This window comes from Micromonospora sp. NPDC049662 (genome assembly GCF_040675055.1).
Classification (GTDB): Bacteria; Actinomycetota; Actinomycetes; order Mycobacteriales; family Micromonosporaceae; genus Micromonospora.
The window spans coordinates 57,763-79,921 of the sequence record NZ_JBFAOC010000005.1 but is presented as its reverse complement, the minus strand read 5'-3'; the positions used below and the strand labels follow the sequence as shown (position 1 = coordinate 79,921).

Annotated in this window: 22 protein-coding genes; 18 read left to right on the top strand and 4 right to left on the bottom strand. The window is 72.0% G+C overall.

The features are described from left to right. Nucleotides 1-1,437, bottom strand: a complete 1,437-nt coding sequence (locus tag AB0J36_RS05845) for a gamma-aminobutyraldehyde dehydrogenase (protein ID WP_357129919.1) — start codon at nt 1,435-1,437, stop codon at nt 1-3. A 142-nt stretch (nt 1,438-1,579) separates the two neighbouring features. Between AB0J36_RS05845 and AB0J36_RS05840 the strand changes: the two genes are divergently transcribed. Then, complete coding sequence (locus AB0J36_RS05840; protein WP_357129916.1) at nt 1,580-3,019, top strand: aldehyde dehydrogenase family protein; 1,440 nt, start codon at nt 1,580-1,582, stop codon at nt 3,017-3,019. Here the strand turns inward: AB0J36_RS05840 and AB0J36_RS05835 are convergent. After that, nucleotides 3,016-4,251, bottom strand: coding sequence for an SUKH-3 domain-containing protein (locus AB0J36_RS05835; RefSeq protein WP_357394364.1), 1,236 nt, complete (start codon nt 4,249-4,251; stop codon nt 3,016-3,018). The two genes, AB0J36_RS05840 and AB0J36_RS05835, sit on opposite strands and share 4 nt — an antisense overlap. Before the next feature lie 78 nt (nt 4,252-4,329). On the opposite strand from AB0J36_RS05835, the gene AB0J36_RS05830 reads away from it, so the two are divergent. From AB0J36_RS05830 to AB0J36_RS05795, 8 genes are all read left to right on the top strand, one after another. Then, on the top strand, nt 4,330-4,752 hold the full coding sequence (locus tag AB0J36_RS05830; protein ID WP_357174850.1) for a YbaB/EbfC family nucleoid-associated protein: 423 nt from the start codon (nt 4,330-4,332) through the stop codon (nt 4,750-4,752). Beyond that, a complete protein-coding gene (locus tag AB0J36_RS05825; RefSeq protein ID WP_357129907.1) occupies nt 4,749-5,081 on the top strand; it encodes a hypothetical protein in 333 nt (110 codons plus the stop codon). Before AB0J36_RS05830 ends, AB0J36_RS05825 begins: the two co-directional genes overlap by 4 nt. Nucleotides 5,082-5,097: 16 nt before the next feature. Then, nucleotides 5,098-9,186, top strand: coding sequence for a toxin glutamine deamidase domain-containing protein (locus AB0J36_RS05820; protein WP_363660146.1), 4,089 nt, complete (start codon nt 5,098-5,100; stop codon nt 9,184-9,186). Beyond that, complete coding sequence (locus AB0J36_RS05815; protein WP_357394360.1) at nt 9,158-9,448, top strand: hypothetical protein; 291 nt, start codon at nt 9,158-9,160, stop codon at nt 9,446-9,448. Before AB0J36_RS05820 ends, AB0J36_RS05815 begins: the two co-directional genes overlap by 29 nt. A gap of 116 nt (nt 9,449-9,564) precedes the next feature. Further along, nucleotides 9,565-9,945, top strand: coding sequence for a hypothetical protein (locus AB0J36_RS05810; protein ID WP_357394357.1), 381 nt, complete (start codon nt 9,565-9,567; stop codon nt 9,943-9,945). 139 nt (nt 9,946-10,084) lie between these two features. After that, on the top strand, nt 10,085-10,678 hold the full coding sequence (locus tag AB0J36_RS05805) for a DinB family protein (protein WP_357129898.1): 594 nt from the start codon (nt 10,085-10,087) through the stop codon (nt 10,676-10,678). Then, entirely contained in the window at nt 10,678-11,334 is a 657-nt protein-coding gene (locus tag AB0J36_RS05800) for a tetratricopeptide repeat protein (protein ID WP_357174844.1), read from the top strand. The genes AB0J36_RS05805 and AB0J36_RS05800 overlap by 1 nt, the downstream gene beginning before the upstream one ends. Before the next feature lie 83 nt (nt 11,335-11,417). Beyond that, nucleotides 11,418-11,669 carry a hypothetical protein gene (locus AB0J36_RS05795; RefSeq protein ID WP_357129892.1) on the top strand — a complete coding sequence of 84 codons (252 nt, stop codon included), beginning with the start codon at nt 11,418-11,420 and terminating at the stop codon, nt 11,667-11,669. On the opposite strand, the gene AB0J36_RS05790 is transcribed toward AB0J36_RS05795, so the two are convergent. Next, nucleotides 11,666-11,803 (bottom strand): hypothetical protein, encoded by a 138-nt coding sequence (locus AB0J36_RS05790; protein WP_363660145.1) that lies wholly within the window; start codon nt 11,801-11,803, stop codon nt 11,666-11,668. The genes AB0J36_RS05795 and AB0J36_RS05790 overlap by 4 nt on opposite strands. Before the next feature lie 28 nt (nt 11,804-11,831). On the opposite strand from AB0J36_RS05790, the gene AB0J36_RS05785 reads away from it, so the two are divergent. The 8 genes from AB0J36_RS05785 (at nt 11,832) to ahcY (ending at nt 20,522) form a co-directional block, all read left to right on the top strand. After that, nucleotides 11,832-12,473 carry an endonuclease V gene (locus tag AB0J36_RS05785; protein WP_357129886.1) on the top strand — a complete coding sequence of 214 codons (642 nt, stop codon included), beginning with the start codon at nt 11,832-11,834 and terminating at the stop codon, nt 12,471-12,473. Between the two features lie 105 nt (nt 12,474-12,578). After that, on the top strand, nt 12,579-13,631 hold the full coding sequence (locus AB0J36_RS05780; RefSeq protein WP_357129883.1) for a hypothetical protein: 1,053 nt from the start codon (nt 12,579-12,581) through the stop codon (nt 13,629-13,631). 69 nt (nt 13,632-13,700) lie between these two features. After that, entirely contained in the window at nt 13,701-15,086 is a 1,386-nt protein-coding gene (locus AB0J36_RS05775) for a phosphomannomutase/phosphoglucomutase (protein WP_357129880.1), read from the top strand. Nucleotides 15,087-15,146: 60 nt separating this feature from the next. After that, the gene (locus tag AB0J36_RS05770; protein WP_363660144.1) at nt 15,147-15,332 is read left to right on the top strand and encodes a Trm112 family protein; all 186 of its coding nucleotides are present in this window, start codon (nt 15,147-15,149) and stop codon (nt 15,330-15,332) included. After that, nucleotides 15,329-16,525, top strand: coding sequence for an SIS domain-containing protein (locus AB0J36_RS05765; protein ID WP_357129876.1), 1,197 nt, complete (start codon nt 15,329-15,331; stop codon nt 16,523-16,525). Before AB0J36_RS05770 ends, AB0J36_RS05765 begins: the two co-directional genes overlap by 4 nt. A 58-nt stretch (nt 16,526-16,583) precedes the next feature. Beyond that, complete coding sequence (locus AB0J36_RS05760; protein WP_363660143.1) at nt 16,584-17,591, top strand: cation diffusion facilitator family transporter; 1,008 nt, start codon at nt 16,584-16,586, stop codon at nt 17,589-17,591. A gap of 4 nt (nt 17,592-17,595) precedes the next feature. Beyond that, nucleotides 17,596-18,759 carry a mannose-6-phosphate isomerase, class I gene (gene manA / locus AB0J36_RS05755; RefSeq protein ID WP_357394345.1) on the top strand — a complete coding sequence of 388 codons (1,164 nt, stop codon included), beginning with the start codon at nt 17,596-17,598 and terminating at the stop codon, nt 18,757-18,759. A 263-nt stretch (nt 18,760-19,022) separates the two neighbouring features. Beyond that, complete coding sequence (ahcY, locus tag AB0J36_RS05750; protein ID WP_357129868.1) at nt 19,023-20,522, top strand: adenosylhomocysteinase; 1,500 nt, start codon at nt 19,023-19,025, stop codon at nt 20,520-20,522. A gap of 310 nt (nt 20,523-20,832) precedes the next feature. Here the strand turns inward: ahcY and AB0J36_RS05745 are convergent, their stop codons facing one another. Further along, nucleotides 20,833-20,982, bottom strand: a complete 150-nt coding sequence (locus tag AB0J36_RS05745; protein ID WP_357134730.1) for a hypothetical protein — start codon at nt 20,980-20,982, stop codon at nt 20,833-20,835. Between the two features lie 169 nt (nt 20,983-21,151). Between AB0J36_RS05745 and efeU the strand changes: the two genes are divergently transcribed. After that, the gene (efeU, locus tag AB0J36_RS05740) at nt 21,152-22,138 is read left to right on the top strand and encodes an iron uptake transporter permease EfeU (RefSeq protein ID WP_357134731.1); all 987 of its coding nucleotides are present in this window, start codon (nt 21,152-21,154) and stop codon (nt 22,136-22,138) included. The last annotated feature ends 21 nt before the right edge of the window (nt 22,139-22,159 follow it).

The window sequence follows — 22,159 nt, the reverse complement described above, 5'->3', positions numbered from 1 at the left end:
TCAGCCCTCGATGTTGTGCATGACGTGCTTGATCCGGGTGTAGTCCTCCAGGCTGTAGACCGACAGGTCCTTGCCGTGCCCGGAGTGCTTGAAGCCGCCGTGCGGCATCTCGGAGACGAACGGGATGTGCGTGTTGACCCAGACGCAGCCGAAGTCGAGCCGTCGCGTCATCCGCATCGCCCGGCCGTGGTCGCGGGTCCAGACCGACGCCGACAGGCCGTAGTCGACGCCGTTGGCCCAGCGCACCGCCTCGTCCTCGTCGGAGAAGCGCTGCACGGTGATGACCGGACCGAACACCTCGTCCTGGATGATCTCGTCGGCCTGCCGCAGCCCGGACACGACGGTGGGCGTGTAGAAGTAGCCGCGCTCGCCCTGCCGGGAGCCGCCGGTCTGGATCGCCGCGTGGTCGGGCAACCGGTCGACGAAACCGCTGACCCGGGCGAGCTGGTTGGCGTTGTTCAGCGGGCCGTAGAGCACGTCGGCGTCGTCCGGCGCGCCGGTCTTCGTGGCGCGGGCCTGCTCGGTGAGCGCCGCCACGAAGTCGTCGTGGACGCCGGGACCGGCCAGTACCCGGGTCGCCGCCGTGCAGTCCTGCCCGGCGTTGAAGTAGCCGCCGACGGCGATGGCCTCGGCCGCCGCCGCCACGTCCGCGTCGTCGAAGATCACCACCGGGGCCTTGCCGCCCAGCTCCAGGTGGGTGCGCTTCAGGTCCGGGGCCGCCGCGGCGGCCACCTCCATGCCCGCGCGGGTCGAGCCGGTGATCGACACGAGCTGTGGGGTCGGATGCGACACGAGGGTACGACCGGTGTCGCGGTCGCCGCAGACCACGTTGAACACCCCCGGCGGGAAGAACTCGGCGGCGATCTCGGCGAGCAGCAGCGTCGACACCGGAGTGGTGTCCGACGGCTTCAGCACGACCGTGTTGCCGGCGGCGAGCGCCGGGGCGATCTTCCAGATCGCCATCATCAGCGGGTAGTTCCAGGGGGTCACCTGGGCGCAGACCCCGATCGGCTCGCGCCGCACGTACGAGGTGTGCCCGGCCAGGTACTCCCCGGCCGAGCGCCCCTCCAACATCCGGGCGGCCCCGGCGAAGAACCGGAACTCGTCCACCGCCGGGGGCAACTCCTCCTCGGCGGTCAGTTGGCGGGGCTTGCCGGTGTTGCGTACCTCGGCGTCGACCAGCTCGGCGGCCCGTGCCTCCACGGCGTCGGCGAGCTTGAGCAGTGCCCGCTGCCGCTCGGCGGGGGTGACCTCCCGCCAGCTCTCGAAGGCGGTGGCGGCGGCGTTCATCGCCGCGTCGACGTCGGCGGGGCCGGAGACCGGCGCCTGCGCGAACACCTCCCCGGTGCAGGGGTCGACCAGGTCGGCGTAGCCGCCGTCGGCCGGGTCGACGTAGGAGCCGTTGACGAAGTTGCGCAGCTGCTGCTGGTCACTCATGACGGGATCACTCCGAGGGGGCCGGGGGTGAGGTCTGCGGCGGTTATCGCAATCTTCCTGCCATCTTCACTACTGAATCCGCAGCAGACAAGGGCTGCGGCGACTGTTTCCGTCGACTGCTGACTCGTCTACGCTGCACGGCGTGGAGCCCGCACCCTTCTTCGTCGCCTCCCGTCCCGCCTCCGGCACGGGCGAGTTGACCGTCCACCACCCGTACGACGGTCGCGCGGTGGGGCGTACCACCTTTGCCACCAGTGACCAGGTCGAGGCCGCTGTCGCGGCAGCGGCCGGGGTGTCCGCGCAGGCCGCGGCCCTGCCCGCGCACGCCCGCGCGGCGGCCCTGGACCACGTGTCCCGGCGGCTCGCCGAGCGTGCCGACGAGGTCGCGGCGCTCATCACCGCCGAGAACGGCAAGCCCGTGAAGTGGGCGCGCGCCGAGGTCGGACGGGCGGTGTCCACCTTCCGGTGGGCCGCCGAGGAGGCCCGGCGCTTCTCCGGTGAGCTGCAACGACTCGACACCGATCCGGCCGCCACCGGCCGGATCGCCCTGGTCCGACGGGCGCCCCGAGGGCCGGTGCTCGGCATCGCGCCGTTCAACTTCCCGCTCAACCTGGTCGCGCACAAGGTCGCCCCGGCCATCGCGGTCGGCGCGCCGATCATCGTCAAGCCGGCCCCGGCGACGCCGCTGTCCGCGCTGCTGCTCGGCGAACTGCTGGCCGAGACGGACCTCCCGGCCGGCATGTTCTCGGTGCTGCCGCTGCCCAACGACCGCGCCGCCGAACTGGTCGCCGACCCCCGGCTGCCGGTCGTGTCGTTCACCGGGTCGGGGCCGGTCGGCGCGGCGATCCGGCGGCAAATACCGGAGAAGCACGTGACGCTGGAACTGGGCGGCAACGCGGCGGCGGTGCTCTGCGCGGACTGGACCGCCGACGAGGACCTGGACTTCGCCGCGCAGCGCATCGCCACGTTCGCCAACTACCAGGCCGGCCAGTCGTGCATCGCCGTGCAACGGGTGTACGTGCACCACGCGCTGCACGCCGGCTTCCTGCCCCGGCTGGTGGCGGCGGTACGCGCGCTGCGCACCGGCGACCCCACGTCGGAGCTGACCGACGTCGGACCGATGGTGTCCGAGGACGCGGCCCGCCGGGTCGAGACGTGGGTGTCCGAGGCGGTCGCGGCCGGCGCCACGGTCGAGGTGGGCGGCGTCCGCAACGGTGCTACGTACCCCCCGACGGTCCTCACCGGCGTGCCGGCGGACGCCAAGGTCGTCGCCGAGGAGGTGTTCGGGCCGGTGCTGGTGGTCACCCCGGTCGCCGACGACCAGGCCGCGTTCGCCGCGGTCAACGATTCGGCGTACGGGTTGCAGGCGGGCGTGTTCACCCGGCGGCTGGACGTGGCCTTCGCCGCCGCGCGAGTCCTGGAGGTGGGCGGCGTGATCGTCGGCGACGTGCCGTCGTACCGGGCGGACCAGATGCCGTACGGCGGGGTGAAGGGCAGCGGCGTCGGCCGGGAAGGGCTGCGCAGCGCGATGGACGACTACACCGAACCGCGTGTGATGGTGCTGACCGGGCTGGCGCTCTAGGACCAGGTGCCGTCGTCGCGAACCCGGGCGGGGGCGCGGCCGAGCAGCAACGTGGTGAGCGCCGCGTCGACGCTATCGCCGAGGAACCAGTCGCCGGCCTGGTCGAGGGCGAAGACCCGGCCCCGCTCGTCGACGGCGAGGATGCTGTCCTGCTGCTCGGTGCCGATCGGAAAGAGCCGGACGCCGAGGACCGCGCCGAAGTCGGCGAGCGTGTCGGCGGTGTGCGCGATCAGGTGCGGACGGATGTCGAAGCGGGAGATCCACACCTGCTCGCCCGGGCCGCGCCGGGCGCCCACCAGGCTCGGGAACGCCGTCAACGCCTCCACGGCGGCGGGGAAGGCCTCGTGTCGATGCGTCCTCCCGGGCACGGCGGTGACGTCCCGTACCCCGGCCGCCGCCATGATCTGGTCGCCGATGTGCGGACGCCATCCCGCCGCCACCAGCGCGTTCGTCACCTCGGGCGGAAAGCGCCCCGGGTCGGGGTCGGGCGCGGCCGGTGCCCGCCACGTCTCGGTGTAGGCCCGCGCCGCCTCCGGCAGGACGTTGGCGCGCACCAGGAACGTGATGCACGAGTCGCAGGGCAGCTCGGCGACGCCGCCGGCCGGATCACCCGGCTCACGGATCCGGAAGATCTCGAAGCGGGCGGCGTCCAGCAGGGCCGCCGCCTCGGCCCGACCCATCGGCTCGATACCCTCGGCGGCCCGTCGGTGGTCGTACTCGTGCAGCACGTCGGAGACCACGATCAGCTCGGCGTGACATTCGACGCCGCGTACCAGCTCGCCCGGCTGCCTCTCGTCCAGGTAGGCGCGCACGAGCGGATGGTGGTTCAGGGTCGCGGGGCCTCTCGTGCCCTGGGCCGTCCAGATGCGACCGTCGAGGGTCAGGTGCGCCACCGTGTTCGGCGTCGGACCCCGGTGGATCTCCCGGATCAGCAGGCTCGACGCGTCGATCGTGCGCGGCGCGGTCGGCCCGCTGGGCTGACTACGCCGGTACAGGTCCGCCACGACGGCGCTCGGCACCCGGGGCCAGGTGGTGACCTTTCCGGTGCGTTTGTCGATGACGGTCGTCGGCAGGTCGCCGGGGATCGCCCGCACTCCGCTCGACACGATCGAGGTGACGACGAAGCCCAGGTCGAACTCGTCGACCAGCGGGGTGCACTCGTGGCCGAGGCGCTGTGAGTCGCGCCGAGCCCAGGCGGACGCGAGCTGCTCAGCCTGCTGACGGTCGATCACACACCGAAACTACCGGACTACGCGGATCGATGGCGGCCGGTATGGTCCTGGATACCGACGGTGACGGGAGGAGTGGCGGTGAGCGAACGCGCGGACCGGGACGCCAATCGCGAGCTACGAGCCCGATTCGACGACGTGTACGGCCAGTACCAGCAGCTCAGGTCCGGTTTGGACACTCTGACGGCACGGCTCGCCGAGCTGCGGGTGACCCGCCGCTGCGCCGATGGGCACGTCACGGCGACGGTCGACGCGCAGGGCCAGGTCATCGAGGTCGTCCTGGCGCCGGCCGCCTACCGGGCCCGGGACGCCGAGGCGCTGAGCCGGAAGATCACCGAGACGATCCGGGCCGCCGTGGCCGCCGCCAGCCAGGCCACCCAGGCCCTGGTCGCCGAGACCATGCCGGCCGGCTCCGGCTCGGCGGACTTCCTGCGTACCGGCGACTTCGGCGCGTTACTCGGCCGCGCCGACGCCGTGCTCGGCCGCCGCGAGGGGTCGGCATGACCGACGGGCAGCTCTGGCTGGACGCGTCCCGTGCGCGGCGTGGCGGCGCCGACCTGGCCCTGTCCGGCGAGGCGGTGACGGCCCGTCGCGCGGCGGAGGGCGGCGAGATCGAGGCCGCCAGCGGCGCCCGTCCGTGGGGGCGCGACGACATCGGCGCGGCGTTCGAGCGGAGCTACCGCGGCATCGAGCAGACCGTGCTGCGCGCCTGGGCGGGCGTCGGTCAGCGGCTCACCGAGTTGGGCGTCGACGTGGTCAGCGCGGTCGACGCCAGCGTGCAGACCGACCAGAGCAGCGCCGCCCGGCTCGACCGCGCCGCCGACCAGCGCTGACGGCGGGGCGATCCCGATGAGCGTGCTGCCCAGCCCGATCCCGCACCCACTCGACTACGCGCCCTGGGACGTACCGGGCTGGATCTACGAGGCCCTCGACTGGGCCGTCGGTGTGCAGTGGCCGGAGGGCAACGAACGGGCCGTCTGGGACGTCGCGGACCAGTGGTACGCGGTCGCCTCCGTCCTCGCCGGCCCGCACGCCGACGCCGCGGCGGCCGCCACCGAGGTACGCGGCGGATACGGCGGCGTGGGAGCTGTCGACGCCGCGTTCGAGGCGGCCTGGCGCGGCATCGCCGAGGGCGCCGACGCACCCCTGCCGGTGCTGCTCGCGGTCACCGCCGACCTCGGCCGCCTGGTCGAGGAGTGCGGCTGCGACATCGAGGGTGCCAAGATCGAAGTCTGGATCGAGCTGGGGATCCTGGTCGTCGAACTGATCTCGGTGGCGGTGGCGGCGTTGCTCACCGCCGGGGCGGCGTCTCCGGCGGCCGGCGCGGCCGTCACCGCGACCCGGCTACTCATCCAGCAGATCTTCAAACGCCTCATGGGGCAACTGGCCAGTAAGGCGCTGCGGCGCGGGCTCAAGGAGGCCGGCGAACGCGCGGCCAAGGAGGTCGCCAAGGGCGGCGTACGTGGGCTCGCCAAGCGCGCCACCCGGGAAGGGTTGGAGGAGGCGGCCGAGGAGTCCGGGATCAGCCTCGCCACGCAGACGTACCAGAACTCGACGGGCCGGGCACACGGCGTCGACCTGACCGATCTGGGCGCTTCGGCGGTCGGCGGGCTCGCCGGCGGTGCGGTCGCGCCGCTGGCCGCCCTGGGCCGCCACGTGACCGGCCGCGCGGCACGTATCGGCGAGCACCTCGGTCGGGAGATGACCGGCGAGATGCTGGCCGAGAGCGCCGCCAGCGTCGCCACCGGGCAGGGCATGGCCTCGGTCGACGACGTGGTACGCGCCGCCGCGTCCGGCGTCACCGGCTCGACGACCGCGCAGACCGACCACGCTCTGCAGGCACGCCTTCGCGCACAGGCCGACGCTCTGGCCGGAGCGTCCCTCGCCGGCCCGTCGCTTCCGATCCCGCCCCCACCACCGGAACTCGCGACGTCCACGCCCGTGTCGTCTGGGCCGGTTTCGCCAGGGCCGGCCACTGGGACGGTGTCTTCCGGGCCGGCGGGCTCCGGGGCGGTGTCTTCTTCGTCGGGTCTGACGGGGAATGGCGCGGACGTCGCCGATTCGTCGGTGTCGGCAGCAGCCGGCGCGCCTGGGCTGCCAGCCGACGGGCCCGGGGCGAGTGCAGCCCGGCCGGCGGTGGGGGGTGATGTCGGGCTCGCGGGCGTCGCGGAGCCGGGACCTCACGCGGCTGCGCCCCCGCTCCCGGGGGTCACCGCGCCCGTCGCCGGTGTCGTCGACCCGGCCGGCGGCCCAGGGGTCGGCGTCGCCCCGGCGGTCGCCCCGGCGGTCGAGCCGGCCGGCGTCGCCCCGGGCGTCAGCGGCCCCGTACCCTCGTCGACCGGTCTGCCCGGGTCCGCCGCGGCCGTGTCGTCGCCGGTTTCGGCAGCATCCCCGCCCACAGCGCTCGGGCCGTCGTCGGGCCCGCTGCCTTCGTCGGTCGGGTCCTCGTCTACTTCCGTGACCCCGACGACCGGGCCGGTGCCGGCCGTGGGGGCGGTGCCTCCGGTCGGCCCGGCGGCGAGCACTGCCGGGCTTCCGACGCCGACCGCTTCCGCCGTCCCCGCCCCGGCCATCGCGCCTCCGCTGGCGTCCCCGTTCACGTCCACCGGGCCGACGGCCGGCGCGTCCCCCGACGTCGCCGGCCGGCACGGCGCAGCCCTGACCCCGGCAGACGGGAGCACGGTGGTCGCGCCGACGGGCCGGCACTCCGCACCCGAGTCGACCGCGACGCGGGAGTCGATCGCGCCACCCCGCGTACCCCGGCAGAGGACCGCCGGTCGCACGTCGGCGCCGGTCGACGTGGTGGCGTTCGGCGATCCGATGGAGTCCACGGCCGACGTCGACGACTGGTACGCGGCCCAGTGGCTCGCCGAGGCGGAGGCCGCCGAGCGGCGGCGCTACCAGGGCCACTTCGAGGCACAGCGGATCGGCTTCGAGAACAACCGCAGGCAGGCCGAGGCCGTCCGCCTGCGGGCGCGGGCGGCGGAGCACGACCGCCGGGCTGTCGAGTACGCCAACTACGCCCGACAGTTGCACCAGACCGGCCACCGGCAGTGGGCCGACGGCTGGCAGCGGGCGGCGAACGACGAGACGCGCGCGTACGCCCACTGGCGTGACCTGGCCAACGACGTACTGGCGGGCATCACGGCGCCGCCGGTCGTCGACCTGGCCGACGGGGCCTTCGCGCACGCCAACAGCGACGTGGGCGCTCTGGCGCTCGGCGCGGTGGAGACCGGCGGCCCGTCCCGGCTCACCGGCGACGACGTCCCCCCGCCGATCGACGACTCCCGCCCGTACGGGCAGCCGGGCGGGCTCCGGCCACCACTGGCGCTGCACCAGGTCGACGTCGAACGACAGATGCCGCGCGAACGCGACGGCACCGTCCGACGCACCGCCGATCCGCGCCGGGGCGGCTGGTTCCGCCTCCTGAACGACGGCGGCCCCCAGGCCGACGCCACCCGTGGCATCAACTGCCTGGACTGCACCCTGTCGCTTTTCGAGACGTGGGTGCACGGGCGACCGCGGGTGTCCGCGCCGCGTACCTTCGACGGCTACCTCGACGGCGACATCCGACGCCCGATCCGTGGTGAGGCCGGTGGCCCCGGCCGGGTGGAGGACGCCACCGGCGGCCGCTTCCAACGCGTACTCACCCCCGGTCAGCCGTCAGACCCGGCGCAGGCCCGGCAGGGGTATGCCAATCTGCACGACCAACTGCTGCTGGGCGGCCACGGCAGCTACGCGTTCCTGATCACCGAGTGGGCCGGTGGTGGCTCGCACGCCTGGGTGGCACTCAACCAGAACGGCACCGTCCTCTACGTCGACCCGCAGACCGGCCTCGTCCGCGACCATCCGCTGTATCCCGACGTGGTCGGCATCGACGCGCTCGTCCTGGGCGGAGACGGCCGGCCGATGCCGCTGGGCGGACTGCCCCGGGGCCGGTTCAGTGAACGCCCCGACCTGCCGACCCACCCACCCGGGTACGACGACGGCGGCCACGGCGACCCGTACGTCAACCGCATGTACCTGTTGCTGGACGGCCCCGGCTCGACGGATGCGAGCGGCGGAACTCCGTCAACACCAAGGCAACCAGCGCTCCCAGTCACCGCCCGGCTCACACCAGCGGAGTTGGCTACGCTGACCGAGTTGCACGAGAGCGCGCTGGCAAACGCGGACCGAACCGAGGGCTCCCTGGTTCAGGTCGCGCGACGCGTGACCAACACACTCGGCCTCAGCGCGCCGATCGAGTTGCGGGAGCGCGAGTCTCGCGTCAAGCCGCTCGATTCGCTGATGCGGAAGTATCTCGACGAGGCAAGCATCGACGGCAAGGACGTGACCGATTTTGCGGCGAGCGTCAACGACGTCCTCCGCTTTTGCTTCGAGCTTCCATCGGGGCAGCAGTACAGCCAGGCCGTTGACTTGGTTCTTGCGGGATTGGTCGACGCCGGCTACTCGGTCGCACCCTCGGCCTGCAAGAACTTCTGGCGGCAGGGTAACCGCTTCTACGGAGTTAACTGCACCCTCCGATCAACGGACGGGATGTTGATCGAGTTGCAGCTCCACACTCCCGCATCTCGAGAAGTGTGGTTAGCGACTCATGAGGATTACGAGGTTGTCCGGCGCCCCTCGAACAGTCCACAGCGACGAGTGGGGGCGCTCTTGAGAATGCTGGCTGCGAATCGGGCCAGAGGCCTGCCGGAGGCGCTGCCAGCGGAGCTCGATCTACGTTTCCCACCCAAGGACGCGACGTTCGCGAAGTGGGTGAGTCGGAACAGCGGAGTGTGGCACGAGTACTTGGCTTGGCTGGCTCGCGAAGGAGAGGATTTCGCGGGCGTAGTGCGAGAGTTGGGGCTGGCGCGTCGGGACTTCCCCGTAACGCCACAGGTTGTCGGAGAGTTGGAGCAGGGGTTTGTTGAGCTACTACGTGATCTACCGGAATGACGAACACAATGAGCCGTCGGGTCTCTTTGTCGTGGATGCGGGCATCGGCGATGCCGTTCTGTGGGATCACCGCGCTGGAGAGTGGACGTATAACCCCGACCTCGTGGTGCGCTTTCTCGACGACTACCGGAACGCGGACCGCTACAGGAACGTAAGCCGTGCTGCCGCTGAGGCGGTTGCGCCCACGGTGACGGGCAACGGCGAGTTGCCGGACGAGAGTTCGATCCGTGCCATGTTTGTCGGTGGCGCCGATGATCGCTGATTGGAGCATGTGCCGCGCTGACGGCAAGTGTCTAGCGATGCGAAAAGCGCTCCGGTGTGCGCCTAATGGCTGAGGGTCTGGTGCTCCCGTCCTACTACCTCTACCACCAGGCACCGGTGAAGATCGTGGAGACACCCGATGGTGGTGCCCGGGTCTGGCGAGTTGCCATCGACACGGGGGGATGGCAGGCCAAGCCCAGCCTCTTCACCGAGATCATGCTTGCGGTCGGCGGGGACATCTTTCGCCGTTCCGAGGCGGACTTCGTTCAGGAGGTAGAGGCGTTCCGGGCCTACTACCTGGAGGGCGACGGGCCGATCTTCGCGCTGTACGAAACGGTGCGATCGATTGAGGATCTGGCAGCCGCCGAGGGGCGGCACCTGACGCCGCGCGAGCAGGCTCTCATCCGGGGGATCCGGCAGCGGTCGTTCGTGATGTTCGAGGAGCAACTTCGTGCGGCCGGCGATCCGGGTGCCGATCCCGATCTGGCTGCCCGCTAGTTGCGGATCATCGCGCTCGTCGCGGGCCCGCACGGGGGTGCGCCGCCGGCTCTCCTGTCACGGTGTCCCGCTGACCGGCGCGGGCGACCGAGTGGGTTCCCGGTTGCCGGTGTGGGCGGGTATCGACGAGAGTCGTCGTATGGCTGATTCACGCGCCGAGGCGGCGACCTCCGGCGGCGAACCCACGCGGACCTTCGGTTGGTCGTACCTGTTCGTCCATCCGGACGACGACCCACGCTCGGACGGTAACTTCGCCGACGAGCGGGCCGTTCTCGTCGAGTACCTGCGCGACCAACGCCTCACCTTCGAGTTGAAGTGCGACGGCCTGAACGCCGAGCAGTTGGCCCGGCGGTCGGTGCCACCGTCGACGATGTCGCTGCTCGGGTTGATCCGTCACCTGGCCGAGGTGGAGCGCGGCTGGTTCCGCAGGACGATGGCCGGCCAGGTCGCGCCCCAGCGGTACTGCTCGGACGACGATCCGGACGGCGACTTCGACGGCGCGGTCGCCGATCCGACGGTGGTCGACGAGGCGTACCGGGCCTGGCGTGCGGAGGTGGCGTTCGCCGAACAGTTCGTGAGCGAGGCTGCGGATCTCGACGTGCAGGGGCGGCAACGCGACGGCAACGTCATCGTTCTGCGCAGGCTTCTGGTGCACATGATCGAGGAGTACGCGCGGCACAATGGCCACGCCGATCTCCTACGCGAGCGTATTGACGGAAGGGTGGGTCAGTGATGGCCGAGGGGTTCGACGTCCGGTTGACGCGGGCGCAGGAGCGCTACGAGCAGGCGGTCTTCGGTGGTGACTCGACGTCGTTGGACGAGGCCGAGCGGGATCTCGTCGCGGTGGAGGCGGACACCGCCCTGGCTCGTGGACGGCTGTTGCACGCCCGTTTCCTCGAGACCGGCACGGAGGACGCGGCCGAGCTGCCGCTCTTCGAGCGGGCGGCGCAGCTCTACCGCGAGGTGGGCGACGCCCGTGGCGAGGGTGAGGCGCTGTTCTGGGTGGGCACGGTCCACCAGGTGATCCGGCAGGACCAGGCCGCCGCCGACCCGGCCTTCGCGCGGGCGCGTGAGCTGGCGACGGAGGCGGGGGACGAGCTGACCCTCTCGTACGTGTTGCGGCACCTCTGCTTCGGCGAGCAGGCCGCCGGCCGGGTCGAGGCGGCGCGGGAGTTGCTGGAGGAGTCGACGCGGTTGCGCCGGAAGGTGTCCTTCACGCCGGGGGTGGCGGCGAATCTGATCGGTCTGGCGGACCTGGCGGCGAGCGACGGTGACCGGGACGCCGCCCGTGGCTTGCTCGACGAGGCCACGTCACTGGCTACCGGCAGCGGCGCGTACGGCATCGTCCGGTGGATCGACGAGGCCCGCGACGAGCTGAAGCTCGCCTGAGCATCCTGTGGGCGCACCGGTGCGCGGCGCGGCCCGCTCCGTAGCGCCGAACGGCGGTTGACCGTGTTTATTAACATCGCTCCATGGCGAGATCCACTACGGGCAGCAGCAGCTCCGGTTTCTGGGCGTGGGCGGTCGGCCTCCTGTTCGGCCTGGCGATCGGTATCCCTTCGTTCGGCCCGAAGGGAGGGGTGGCGTTCGGTGTCGCCATGGCCGTCGTCGTCGGTGTCGCGTTCGGTGCTACCCGGAGGCGGGTCGACGACGGCGCCGATGGGGAACCTGTCGAGGCGTCGACTCCAGCCGAGGACGGCGATGCGAGCCGGTCCTCCCGCTAGAGCAGGTCGGGCGTCAAGGTGACCGGTATGCCGGCGCCGAGCGTGATCGACTCGACATCGCCGATGTCGGGCTGTCCGGGGGCGCGGGATACCGCGACGTCGCCGAAATCGAGTGGATCAAGGGCGGCGCTCACCCGGACTCCACGTTCGGTCGCCGAGGCGGTGGCCGTACAGGAGGAGTTGCGGCCGCTGGTCGACCTGGTCGGGCCCGGCCCGCTCGCGCCGGACACGGTGGCCGGCCTGGACGTGGCGTACGCCGAGAGCGGTGACCTCCTCGCGGCGGCCGTGACCGTGTTGGATGCTCGGACGCTGACCGTGGTGGATTCGGCGGTCAGCGTCGGCCGGCCCGCGTTCGACTACGTGCCGGGGTTGTTCGCCTTCCGCGAGGCGCCGGCTCTGCTCGCCGCCCTCGACGCGGTGAAGACCGTCCCGGACCTGCTGGTCTGTGACGGGCACGGGCTGGCGCATCCGCGCCGGTTCGGGCTGGCCTGTCACCTCGGGGTGGTCACCGGCCTGCCCGCCATCGGAGTGGGGAAGACGCCGCTGGTCGGCGAGTGGGAAGCCCCGGCCGCCGAGCGGGGCGCCTGGTCGGCGTTGCGCGACGGGGGTGAGGTGCTCGGTCGGGTGGTGCGTACCCGGGACGGCGTCAAGCCGGTCTTCGTGAGCGTCGGGCACCGGATGAGTCTGGAGAACGCCACTGCCCGGGTGCTCGCGTTGACTCCGCGCTATCGCCTTCCCGAGACGACGCGCACCGCCGACCGGCTCTGCCGCGACGCTCTCGCCCGGGCCGGACGCGGGGCGTAGACCGTAACGCCGCACACATACCGACCGCTCTATGACCGGTGGTGGGAGTGGCCCGGTAGTAGCCTGTCCGGCGGACCCCACCCGGGGAGGAACGGTGAGGTGATCATGACGCTGCGTCGACGTGCCGCACGGCTCGCGACGGTCTGCGGTCTGTTGGTCGGCCTGGTGATGCTCGGTGCGTCACCCGCGCTGGCCGACGAAGACTCGGTCCGTGTGGGTGCGGCCAGCAGCTTCGCCGCCGGAGGTTCCCCTCAGGGAGTGAACGTCGCGGTGCGCAAGCGCTCCGAGGGATGCGTCCTGCTGCGTACCGCTCTGGGCCTGAGCCTTGAGGGTCTTCAGCCGGATCAGGTGGCGGTCCAGGTCAACGCGGGCGGGCGCTGGTTTCCGGTGGGCGTGTCCGGCGGTGGTGGCAGCGTGACGACCGCGCAGACCTCGCCGGCCAAGCCGACGCTGTGCAAGGGCAAGGGCATCACCGTGCGGTACCGGGTGGCGTTCGCCGCCGGTACGCCGGGTGGTCGGCTCTCCGTGACCGGTGTGGGTCTCACCGCCGCCGGTCAGCAGTTGGGGCAGGGCACCGATACGGCCAAGGTCGCCGGGCGGCTCTCCCCGTCGCCGACGCCGACGCCATCGAAGAAGCCCACCCCGACCCCGACCCCGACCGAGGCCGCGACGGCGGGCGAGGTGGTCGACCCGGCCGCACTGGGCCCGGCCTCCGTCGCGCCCTCGACGACGGCGGTGGCCGCCAAGGCCGGTGGTGGTGGTTCGCTGATCATGTTCTTCGGCATCGCGATGGTGGCGGTGGGTGTGCTGCTGATCGTGCTGCTGGTCCGCCGCTCCCGGCAGGACCGCACGCCGACCGACGAGCCCGGCCCGCTGCCGGGCAACCCCGGTGGGACCACCTACCGCGCCGGTGGTGGGTCGCCGGCCGCGCCCGGTCACCCCGGCCCGGTGTACGGCCAGCAGCCGCCGGCGGTACCCGTCCCGCGACCCGCTCCCGGCGGCGTCTACGGGGCACGACCCGCCACGCCCGCGCCGGACGCCACTCAGGTCCTGCCGGACGCCACCCAGGTCATGCCGGGCGCACCCGCCGATCCGGGTGCTCGGCCCCGGCCGGACGACGGCGACCACACCGTGTTCATGCCCCGGCTCCCCGGCTGAGCGGGGCGCGGCCCGGTCGCTCCGATACGCTCAGGTTCGTTGGAAACCTGCGGCCAAGGAGCGGAACTAGTGTCTGATCTGTCCCAGATCGTGAAGGCGTACGACGTCCGAGGGACGGTGCCGGACCAGTGGGACGAACGGGTCGCCGAGGCGCTCGGGGCCGCCTTCACCCAGCTGCTCAACGCCACTGACGAGCCCGGTGACGCCGTCGTCGTCGGGTACGACATGCGGGCCAGCTCGCCCGGCCTGGCGGCCGCCTTCGCCGCCGGGGTACGGGCCGAGGGGCGCTCGGTGATCGAGATCGGGCTCGCCTCCACCGACCTGCTCTACTTCGCCTCCGGCTCGCTCGGCCTGCCCGGGGCGATGTTCACGGCCAGTCACAACCCGGCGCAGTACAACGGCATCAAGATGTGCCGCTCCGGCGCGCGGCCGATCGGCCAGGACAGCGGCTTGGCGGAGATCCGTGACCGGGCGCAGGCGATGCTGGACTCGGGGGCGTCCCGCCCGGCGGGCGAGCCGACCCGGCCGGCCGAGCGGCGCGACCTGCTCCCCGACTACGCCGCGTACCTGCGCAAGCTGGTCGACCTCTCCGGCATCCGGCCGCTGAAGGTGGTTGTCGACGCCGGAAACGGGATGGGTGGCTACACCGTCCCCACCGTGCTCGGCGAGGCCGCCCTGTCGGCCCTGCCGCTGGAGATCGTGCCGCTCTACTTCGAGCTGGACGGTAGTTTCCCCAACCACGAGGCGAACCCGCTGGACCCGGCGAACCTGGTCGACCTCCAGCGTGCCGTCGTCGAGCACGGCGCCGACATCGGCCTGGCCTTCGACGGCGACGCCGACCGGTGCTTCGTGGTCGACGAGCGCGGCGAGCCGGTCTCGCCGTCGGCGATCACCGCCCTGGTGGCGGCGCGGGAGCTGGCCAAGCATCCAGGCTCCACCGTGATCCACGGTCTGATCACCTCCAGCGCGGTCGCGGAGATCATCCGTGAGCATGGTGGGGAGCCGGTGGTGGCCCGGGTCGGGCACTCCTTCATCAAGGCGGAGATGGCCCGCACCAACGCCGTCTTCGGCGGGGAGCACTCCGCCCACTACTACTTCCGGGACTTCTGGTTCGCCGACACCGGGATGCTCGCCGCGATGCACACGCTGGCCGCCCTGGGCGAGCAGTCGCTGCCGTTGTCCGTGCTGGCCGGCGAGTACGAGCGCTACGTCGCCTCCGGCGAGATCAACTCGACGGTCGCCGACCAGGCCGCGGCGGTGGCCGACGTGCGGGCCGCGTACCCGGACGCGACGACCGACGAGATGGACGGGCTGACGCTGCGCTTCGAAGACGGCGCGTGGTTCAACCTGCGTGCCTCCAACACCGAGCCGCTGCTGCGGCTCAACGTCGAGGCGCCCACCCGCGAGCGGATGGTCTCGCTCCGGGACGAGGTGCTCGACCGCGTTCGCCGATAAGATCGCCTGCGCCGGTCGGCACCGCCGTCGGTGACCCGCACTCGTGGAAGGAGCCGTGCCATGGCCCTGGATCCGCAGTTGCTCGAGATCCTCGCCTGCCCGGACACGCACCACGCCCCGCTGACCTACGACGCGGAGGCGCAGACGTTGACCTGCACGGAGTGCGGTCGGATCTTCGAGGTCCGCGACGATGTGCCGGTGCTGCTCCTCGACGAGGCGCGTGGCGGCCCCGGGCAGCAGCCATGATCGACGGTACGGCCGGGGTGAGCGGTCGGCGCGACGCCGACGAGGCCCTGCTCGACAACCCGAACGCGCTGGCCGAGCACGACCCGGGCGACATGCTGCGACACACCGCCTCGGGTGGCGCCCAGGTACGCGAGAGCGCGGCGCTGGCCGCCGAGGCGAACCTCGCGGTGCTCGCCGACGACGGGCGGCCCCGGGCCGTGGTGATCGCCGGCATCGGCACGGCCGGGCGTACCGGTGACGTGCTGGCCACGGTCGCCGGGCCGCGCTGCCCGGTCCCGATCATCGGGCACCGCAGCTCGGGCGTACCCGGTTGGGTGGGCGCCGCCGACGTGGTGATCGCGGTGAGCGCGTCGGGTCGCAGCCCGGAGGCGCTCGGCGCCGCCGAGGCCGCGCACCGGCGCGGCGCTCGACTGGTCGCGGTGGGCGCACCGGACTCGCAGTTGCAGTCGGTGGCCGAGCGGGCCCGCGCGCCGTTCATCCCGGTGCCCCGACGGGCGCCGGCCCGGGCCAGCCTCTGGGCGCTCACCGTGCCGGTCCTGCTGGCGGCGCGGTCGCTCGGCCTGGTGAAGGTCAACGAGGCGGACCTGGCGGAGACGGCGGCCCGGCTCGACGCGGACGCCGACCGCTGCCGGTCCACCGCCGAGTCGTTCGTCAACCCGGCCAAGTCGTTGGCGCTGGGCCTGGCCGGCTCGATCCCGATCGTGTGGGGCTCGTCGCCGCTGGCGACCGTGGCGGCCCGCCGGTTCGGCGACACCCTGTCCGCGAACGCCCGCTACCCGGTGGTCACCGGGGCGCTGGGCGAGGCCGGGCGGGGGCGGGTCGGGCTGCTGGACGGCGTCTTCGGCGGCCTGGCCGAGGGGGAGCGGGACATCTTCGCCGACCCGTCGGAGGACGACGGCGAGGGCACCCGGCTGCGGCTGGTGCTGCTGCGCGACGGTGGGCTCAACGCCGACGACGACACGGACGAGCCGCTCGCCGTCGAGGAGCGCCGCGCGGACGCGGTGCAGACCCTCGCCGAGCGCCGTGGCGTGCGGTGCGACGTGGTGACCGCCGAGGGCGGGTCGGCTCTGGAGCGGCTGGCCTCGCTGATCGCCGTACCGGACTTCGCCTCGATCTATCTTGCTCTGGCACATGGGTTGGACCCGATGGCCGTACCGGCCATCACCGAGATGAAGGAGCTGTCGAACCAGTGAACGAAAGCAGGGGGCGGCGCGGCACGAATGTCACCACGACGCGAAGCGGAGTGGCGGCGTGAGCGCGAACGGCGGGACGAAGGCGATCGTCGCCGCCCTGCTGGCCAATGTCGGCATCGCCGTCACCAAGTTCATCGCGTTCCTGCTCTCCGGGTCCTCGTCGATGCTGGCCGAGGCGGTCCACTCGGTGGCCGACTCCGGCAACCAGGGTCTGCTGCTGCTCGGTGGCAAGCGGGCGAAGCGCGCGGCCACGCCGGAACACCCGTTCGGGTACGGCCGGGAGCGCTACATCTACGCGTTCATCGTGTCGATCGTGCTGTTCAGCATCGGTGGACTGTTCGCCCTCTACGAGGCGTACCACAAGTGGTCGGATCCGCACGGCATCACCGAGTGGCAGTGGCTTCCGGTGGCGGTGCTGCTGGCGGCGATCGCTATGGAGTCGTTCTCCTTCCGGACGGCGATCAAGGAGTCCAACCACATCCGGGGCAAGCAGTCCTGGGTGCGTTTCATCCGGCGGGCCAAGGCGCCGGAGCTGCCGGTGGTGCTGCTGGAGGACTTCGGCGCACTGGTCGGTCTGGTCTTCGCGCTGTTCGGCGTCGGCATGACCCTGGCCACCGGCGACGGTCGGTGGGACGCCGCCGGCACCGCGATGATCGGCGTGCTGCTGGTGGTCATCGCCATCGTGCTGGCCATCGAGACCAAGAGCCTGCTCCTCGGTGAGGGTGCCGAACAGCAGGACCTGGCGGCCATCGAGCGGGTCATCACCGAGGGCCCCGAGGTGGAGCGGATCATCCACATGAAGACGCTCTACCTGGGCCCGGAAGAGCTGATGGTGGCCGCGAAGATCGGCGTACCGGCCTGCGAGAGCGCGCACGACCTGGCCCGCGGCATCAACGCGGTCGAGGCGCGTATCCGTACCGCCGTGCCGATCGCCCGGGTGATCTACCTGGAGCCGGACATCTACAGCGTCGCCGCCGCCAAGGCGGGCACCGGCGCCGCTGCCGACACCGCCGTACCGCAGCCGGAGGAGTCCGCGGGCGAGGCGGTCGGGCGGCCCGGGGTCTGAGACGGTGGAACCGCTGTACGGACCGATCCGGGACTACGCCTGGGGGTCCCGCTCCGCCATCGCGCTGTTGCAGGGGCGACCGGTGCCCAGCCCCGGCCCGGAGGCGGAGCTGTGGTTGGGCGCCCACCCGGGCGCCCCGGCCAGCGTGGAGCGCGCCGGAGCCCGGGTGAGCCTCTGTGACCTGGTACGCGACGAGCCGGGGCAGTGGCTGGGCCAACGGGTGGCCGGCCGTTTCGGCAGCCGGCTGCCGTTCCTGCTCAAGGTCCTCGCCGCCGACTCGCCGCTGAGCCTGCAGGCCCACCCGGATGCCGAGCAGGCCCGGGCGGGGTTCGCGGCGGAGGCGGACCTTCCGGCGGGGGAGCGCAACTACTCCGACCCGCATCACAAGCCGGAGTTGTTGGTCGCGCTCACCCCGTTCGAGGCGCTGTGCGGCTTCCGCGATCCGGTGGAGTCGGCCGAGGCGCTCGCCGCGTTCGGCGTACCCGAGTTGGGGCCCGTGGTCGACGCGCTGCGGATCGGGCCGGCGGGCCTGCGCACGGCGGTGGCCACGCTGCTCGGCTGGCCGGTCGCGGAGCGCGACGGGCTGCTGCGGGCCGTCCTGGCGTCGGCGGCCGACGGCCCGGACGCCGAGTTGGCCCGCCGGCTGGCGAAGGCCTATCCGGGCGACCCGGGCGTGCTGGTGGCGCTACTGCTGCACCATGTGCGGCTGGTGCCGGGCGAGGCGATCTGGATGCCCGCGGGCAACCTGCACGCGTACCTCAGCGGCTGTGGCGTCGAGATCATGGCGGCCAGCGACAACGTGCTGCGCGGCGGTCTCACGCCGAAGCGCGTCGACGTGGACGAGTTGGTGCGGGTGCTGCGCTTCGAGGTGCTCGACGATCCGGTGCGCGCCGCCCGGCACGTCGCCCCGGGGGTGGACTGCTGGGCGGTGCCGGTGGACGACTTCGCGCTGCACCGGGTGCGGGTCGGTGCGGACGTGCCGGAGGCCACGCTGGCCCTGCCCGGTCCCCGGGTGGTGCTCTGCGGCGCGGGCTCGGTGACGGTCGATGACGGGGCGGGCGCTCTGACGTTGACGTCCGGCCAGGCGGCGATCGGCACGGCGGCCGGCGAGCCGCTGCGGATCAGCGGCGACGGCGAGGCGTACGTGGCGACGTCGGGCCTACGCTGACTCGACACAAGTCCGACTTTCCCGGAATAGCTTGACTCAGCTTTGCCTGAGTGTGACTCTATGAGTACGCAGCGTTATCGCGACGACGGTCCGGCAACGTGCGGGGAACCAAACCGGGGGGATGCGCGGGGCGGGCGGAGGTGGGCAGCGGGTCTGTCCACCACCGACCGCCCCGTGCGCTGTCCGCCGCCCGTCCCCCGGCGGACGTCGCTGGCGCGCGTAAGGTGGAGGATCGGCGCAGACATCGTTCGACAGGAGCTTTCATGACCAGCACCCTCCCGGCGGCCGCCAGCGGTACGCCGTCCGAGGCCCGGCCGAGCACGCTCGCCGAGGGCGACTTCAAGGTGGCGGATCTGTCGCTCGCCGAGTTCGGGCGCAAGGAGATCCAGCTCGCCGAGCACGAGATGCCCGGTCTGATGGCGATCCGGCGGGAGTTCGCCGAGGCGCAGCCGCTCGCCGGCGCGCGGATCACCGGCTCGCTGCACATGACCATCCAGACCGCCGTCCTGATCGAGACGCTGGTCGCCCTCGGGGCGCAGGTTCGCTGGGCGTCCTGCAACATCTTCTCCACCCAGGACCACGCCGCCGCCGCGATCGTCGTCGGCCCGGACGGCACCCCCGACGCCCCCGCCGGCGTCCCGGTGTACGCCTGGAAGGGCGAGACGCTGCCCGAGTACTGGTGGTGCACCGAGCAGGTGCTCCTCTGGCCGGACGGGCAGGGCCCGAACATGATCCTCGACGACGGCGGTGACGCCACCCTGCTCGTGCACAGGGGCGCCGAGTTCGAGAAGGCCGGCGTCGTGCCGCCGGTCGAGTCCGCCGACTCCGAGGAGTACGCGGTCATCCTCGAGCTGCTGCACCGCTCGCTGGGCGAGGACGGCCAGCGCTGGACTCAGATCGCGGCCGGCATCAAGGGCGTGACCGAGGAGACCACCACCGGCGTGCACCGCCTCTACGAGATGCACCGCGCCGGCACGCTGCTCTTCCCGGCCATCAACGTCAACGACTCGGTGACCAAGAGCAAGTTCGACAACAAGTACGGCTGCCGGCACTCCCTGATCGACGGCATCAACCGGGCCACCGACGTGCTGATCGGCGGCAAGATGGCCGTGGTGATGGGCTACGGCGACGTGGGCAAGGGCTGCGCCGAGTCGCTGCGCGGTCAGGGCGCCCGGGTCGTGGTGACCGAGGTCGACCCGATCTGCGCCCTGCAGGCGGCGATGGACGGCTACCAGGTCGCCACCCTGGACGACGTGGTCGAGCAGGCGGACATCTTCATCACCGCCACCGGCTGCTTCGACGTCATCACCAACGAGCACATGGCCCGGATGAAGCACCAGGCCATCGTCGGCAACATCGGCCACTTCGACAACGAGATCGACATGGCCGGCCTGGCGAAGCGCTCCGACGTGGAGCGGGTCAACATCAAGCCGCAGGTCGACCTGTGGCGCTTCGCCGACGGGCACGCCGTCATCGTGCTGTCCGAGGGGCGCCTGCTGAACCTGGGCAACGCCACCGGGCACCCGAGCTTCGTCATGTCGAACTCGTTCGCCAACCAGACGATCGCCCAGATCGAGCTGTTCACCAAGACCGAGGAGTACCCGGTCGGCGTCTACGTGCTGCCCAAGCACCTGGACGAGAAGGTGGCCCGCCTGCACCTCGGTGCGCTGGGCGCGAAGCTGAGCACGCTCACCAAGGAGCAGGCCGCGTACCTGGGCGTGTCCCCCGAGGGCCCGTTCAAGCCGGACCACTACCGCTACTGATCAACATCTCCTGAACCGGGCCGGCTGCGAGCAGCCGGCCCGGTTCGTCGTCTCCACCCCACCACTCCGTCCGGCCCCGTCCCGCCCTCGCCCCGCCCTCGCCCCGCCCCGCCTCGCCCCGCGATCTTGCAGTTTCGGTTGGGGATTTGCGCCTTCTGAACCGCTATGTCACCACCGAATGTGCAAGATCGCGCGGGCTGTGGGCGGGCGGGGCGGGGGATGGCAGCAACCTCGGGGATGTTGCTGCCTCCCGCGTGGCGGATGCAGCAACATCCCCGAAACTGTGACGATCTTGGGCGCGGGGCGCGGGTTAGTTGCGGCGGCGGGTGGGGCGTAGCCAGGTCCAGGCGCACCAGGCCAGCCAGGCCAGCGACACGACGGTGGCCAGGGTTCGCTGGCGTAGCGCGCTGAGCAGCATCACCACGGCCAGCACCGCCAGCCACGGCAGGAAGGCTTTCACGACGGGGATCCTCGCACGGCCGGTCGGTGTGCGGCGTGCGGCGGGGCGTCGAAGGCCAGGTCACGGGAAGAGTGAGCTTGCCATGAACAACTTGACGAGGCTGCTGAACTGGAGGAAGGTATGGCTGCCCTAAGTTAGTGAAGGCGTGCCTAATGAACACGGAGCGGGGATGTTCGCCACCTACCTGATCGGCCTGCGGGAGGGCCTGGAAGCGACCCTGGTGGTCAGCATCCTGGTCGCCTTCCTGGTGAAGTCGCAGCGCCGGGACCGGTTGCCCCAGGTGTGGGCGGGCGTCGGCCTGGCCGTCGCGCTCTCCGTGCTGTTCGGCTGGCTCATCGAGTACACCTCGACCTCGCTGCTGGCGCGTTCCGAGGATCGCGAGCTGTTCGAGGCGATCACCTCCGTCGCCGCCGTGGTGTTCGTCACCTGGATGATTTTCTGGATGCGCAAGGCGGCCCGCACCATCGCGGGTGAACTCCGCGGCAAGTTGACCGAGGCGCTCGCCGTCGGGTCGCTCGCCGTCGCCGGGATGGCCTTCCTCGCCGTGATCCGCGAGGGCCTGGAGACCGCGCTGATCTTCTACTCCGCGGCTCAGGGCGCGGCCGGGGACAGTGGGCCGCTGCTCGCGCTCATCGGCGGCATCGTGACCGCCGTGGTCCTCGGCGTGCTGCTCTACGCCAGCGCCCTCAAGATCAACCTCAGCAAGTTCTTCACCTGGACCGGCGCGCTGCTGATCCTGGTCGCCGCCGGCATCCTCAAGTACGGCGTGCACGACTTCCAGGAGGCCGGTGTCCTGCCCGGCCTCGGCGACCTGGCGTTCGACATCACCGCCGTGCTCGACCCGACCACCTGGTACGCGGCGCTGCTGGCCGGCATGTTCAACGTGACCCCCGCGCCCACCGTGCTCGAGACCATCGCCTGGATCGGGTACGCCGTACCCGTCCTGCTGCTCTTCCTTCGCCCGACCCGCCGTACCCCGGCATCGGGCGCGGCCACGACGGGCCCGGCGGCGCCCGCCACGCCGGCGCCGGCCGCGGCCTCGGGGCCCGGTGTCGAGGCGTCCGAGCGCACGTCGCCGTCCACCACCACCGTCACCGAACGCGGGGCCGACACCGGCGCCGAGGCAGAGGCGGCATCCGCGCCGCAGCGTGCCTGACCCCACGAGGAGAGACAGCAC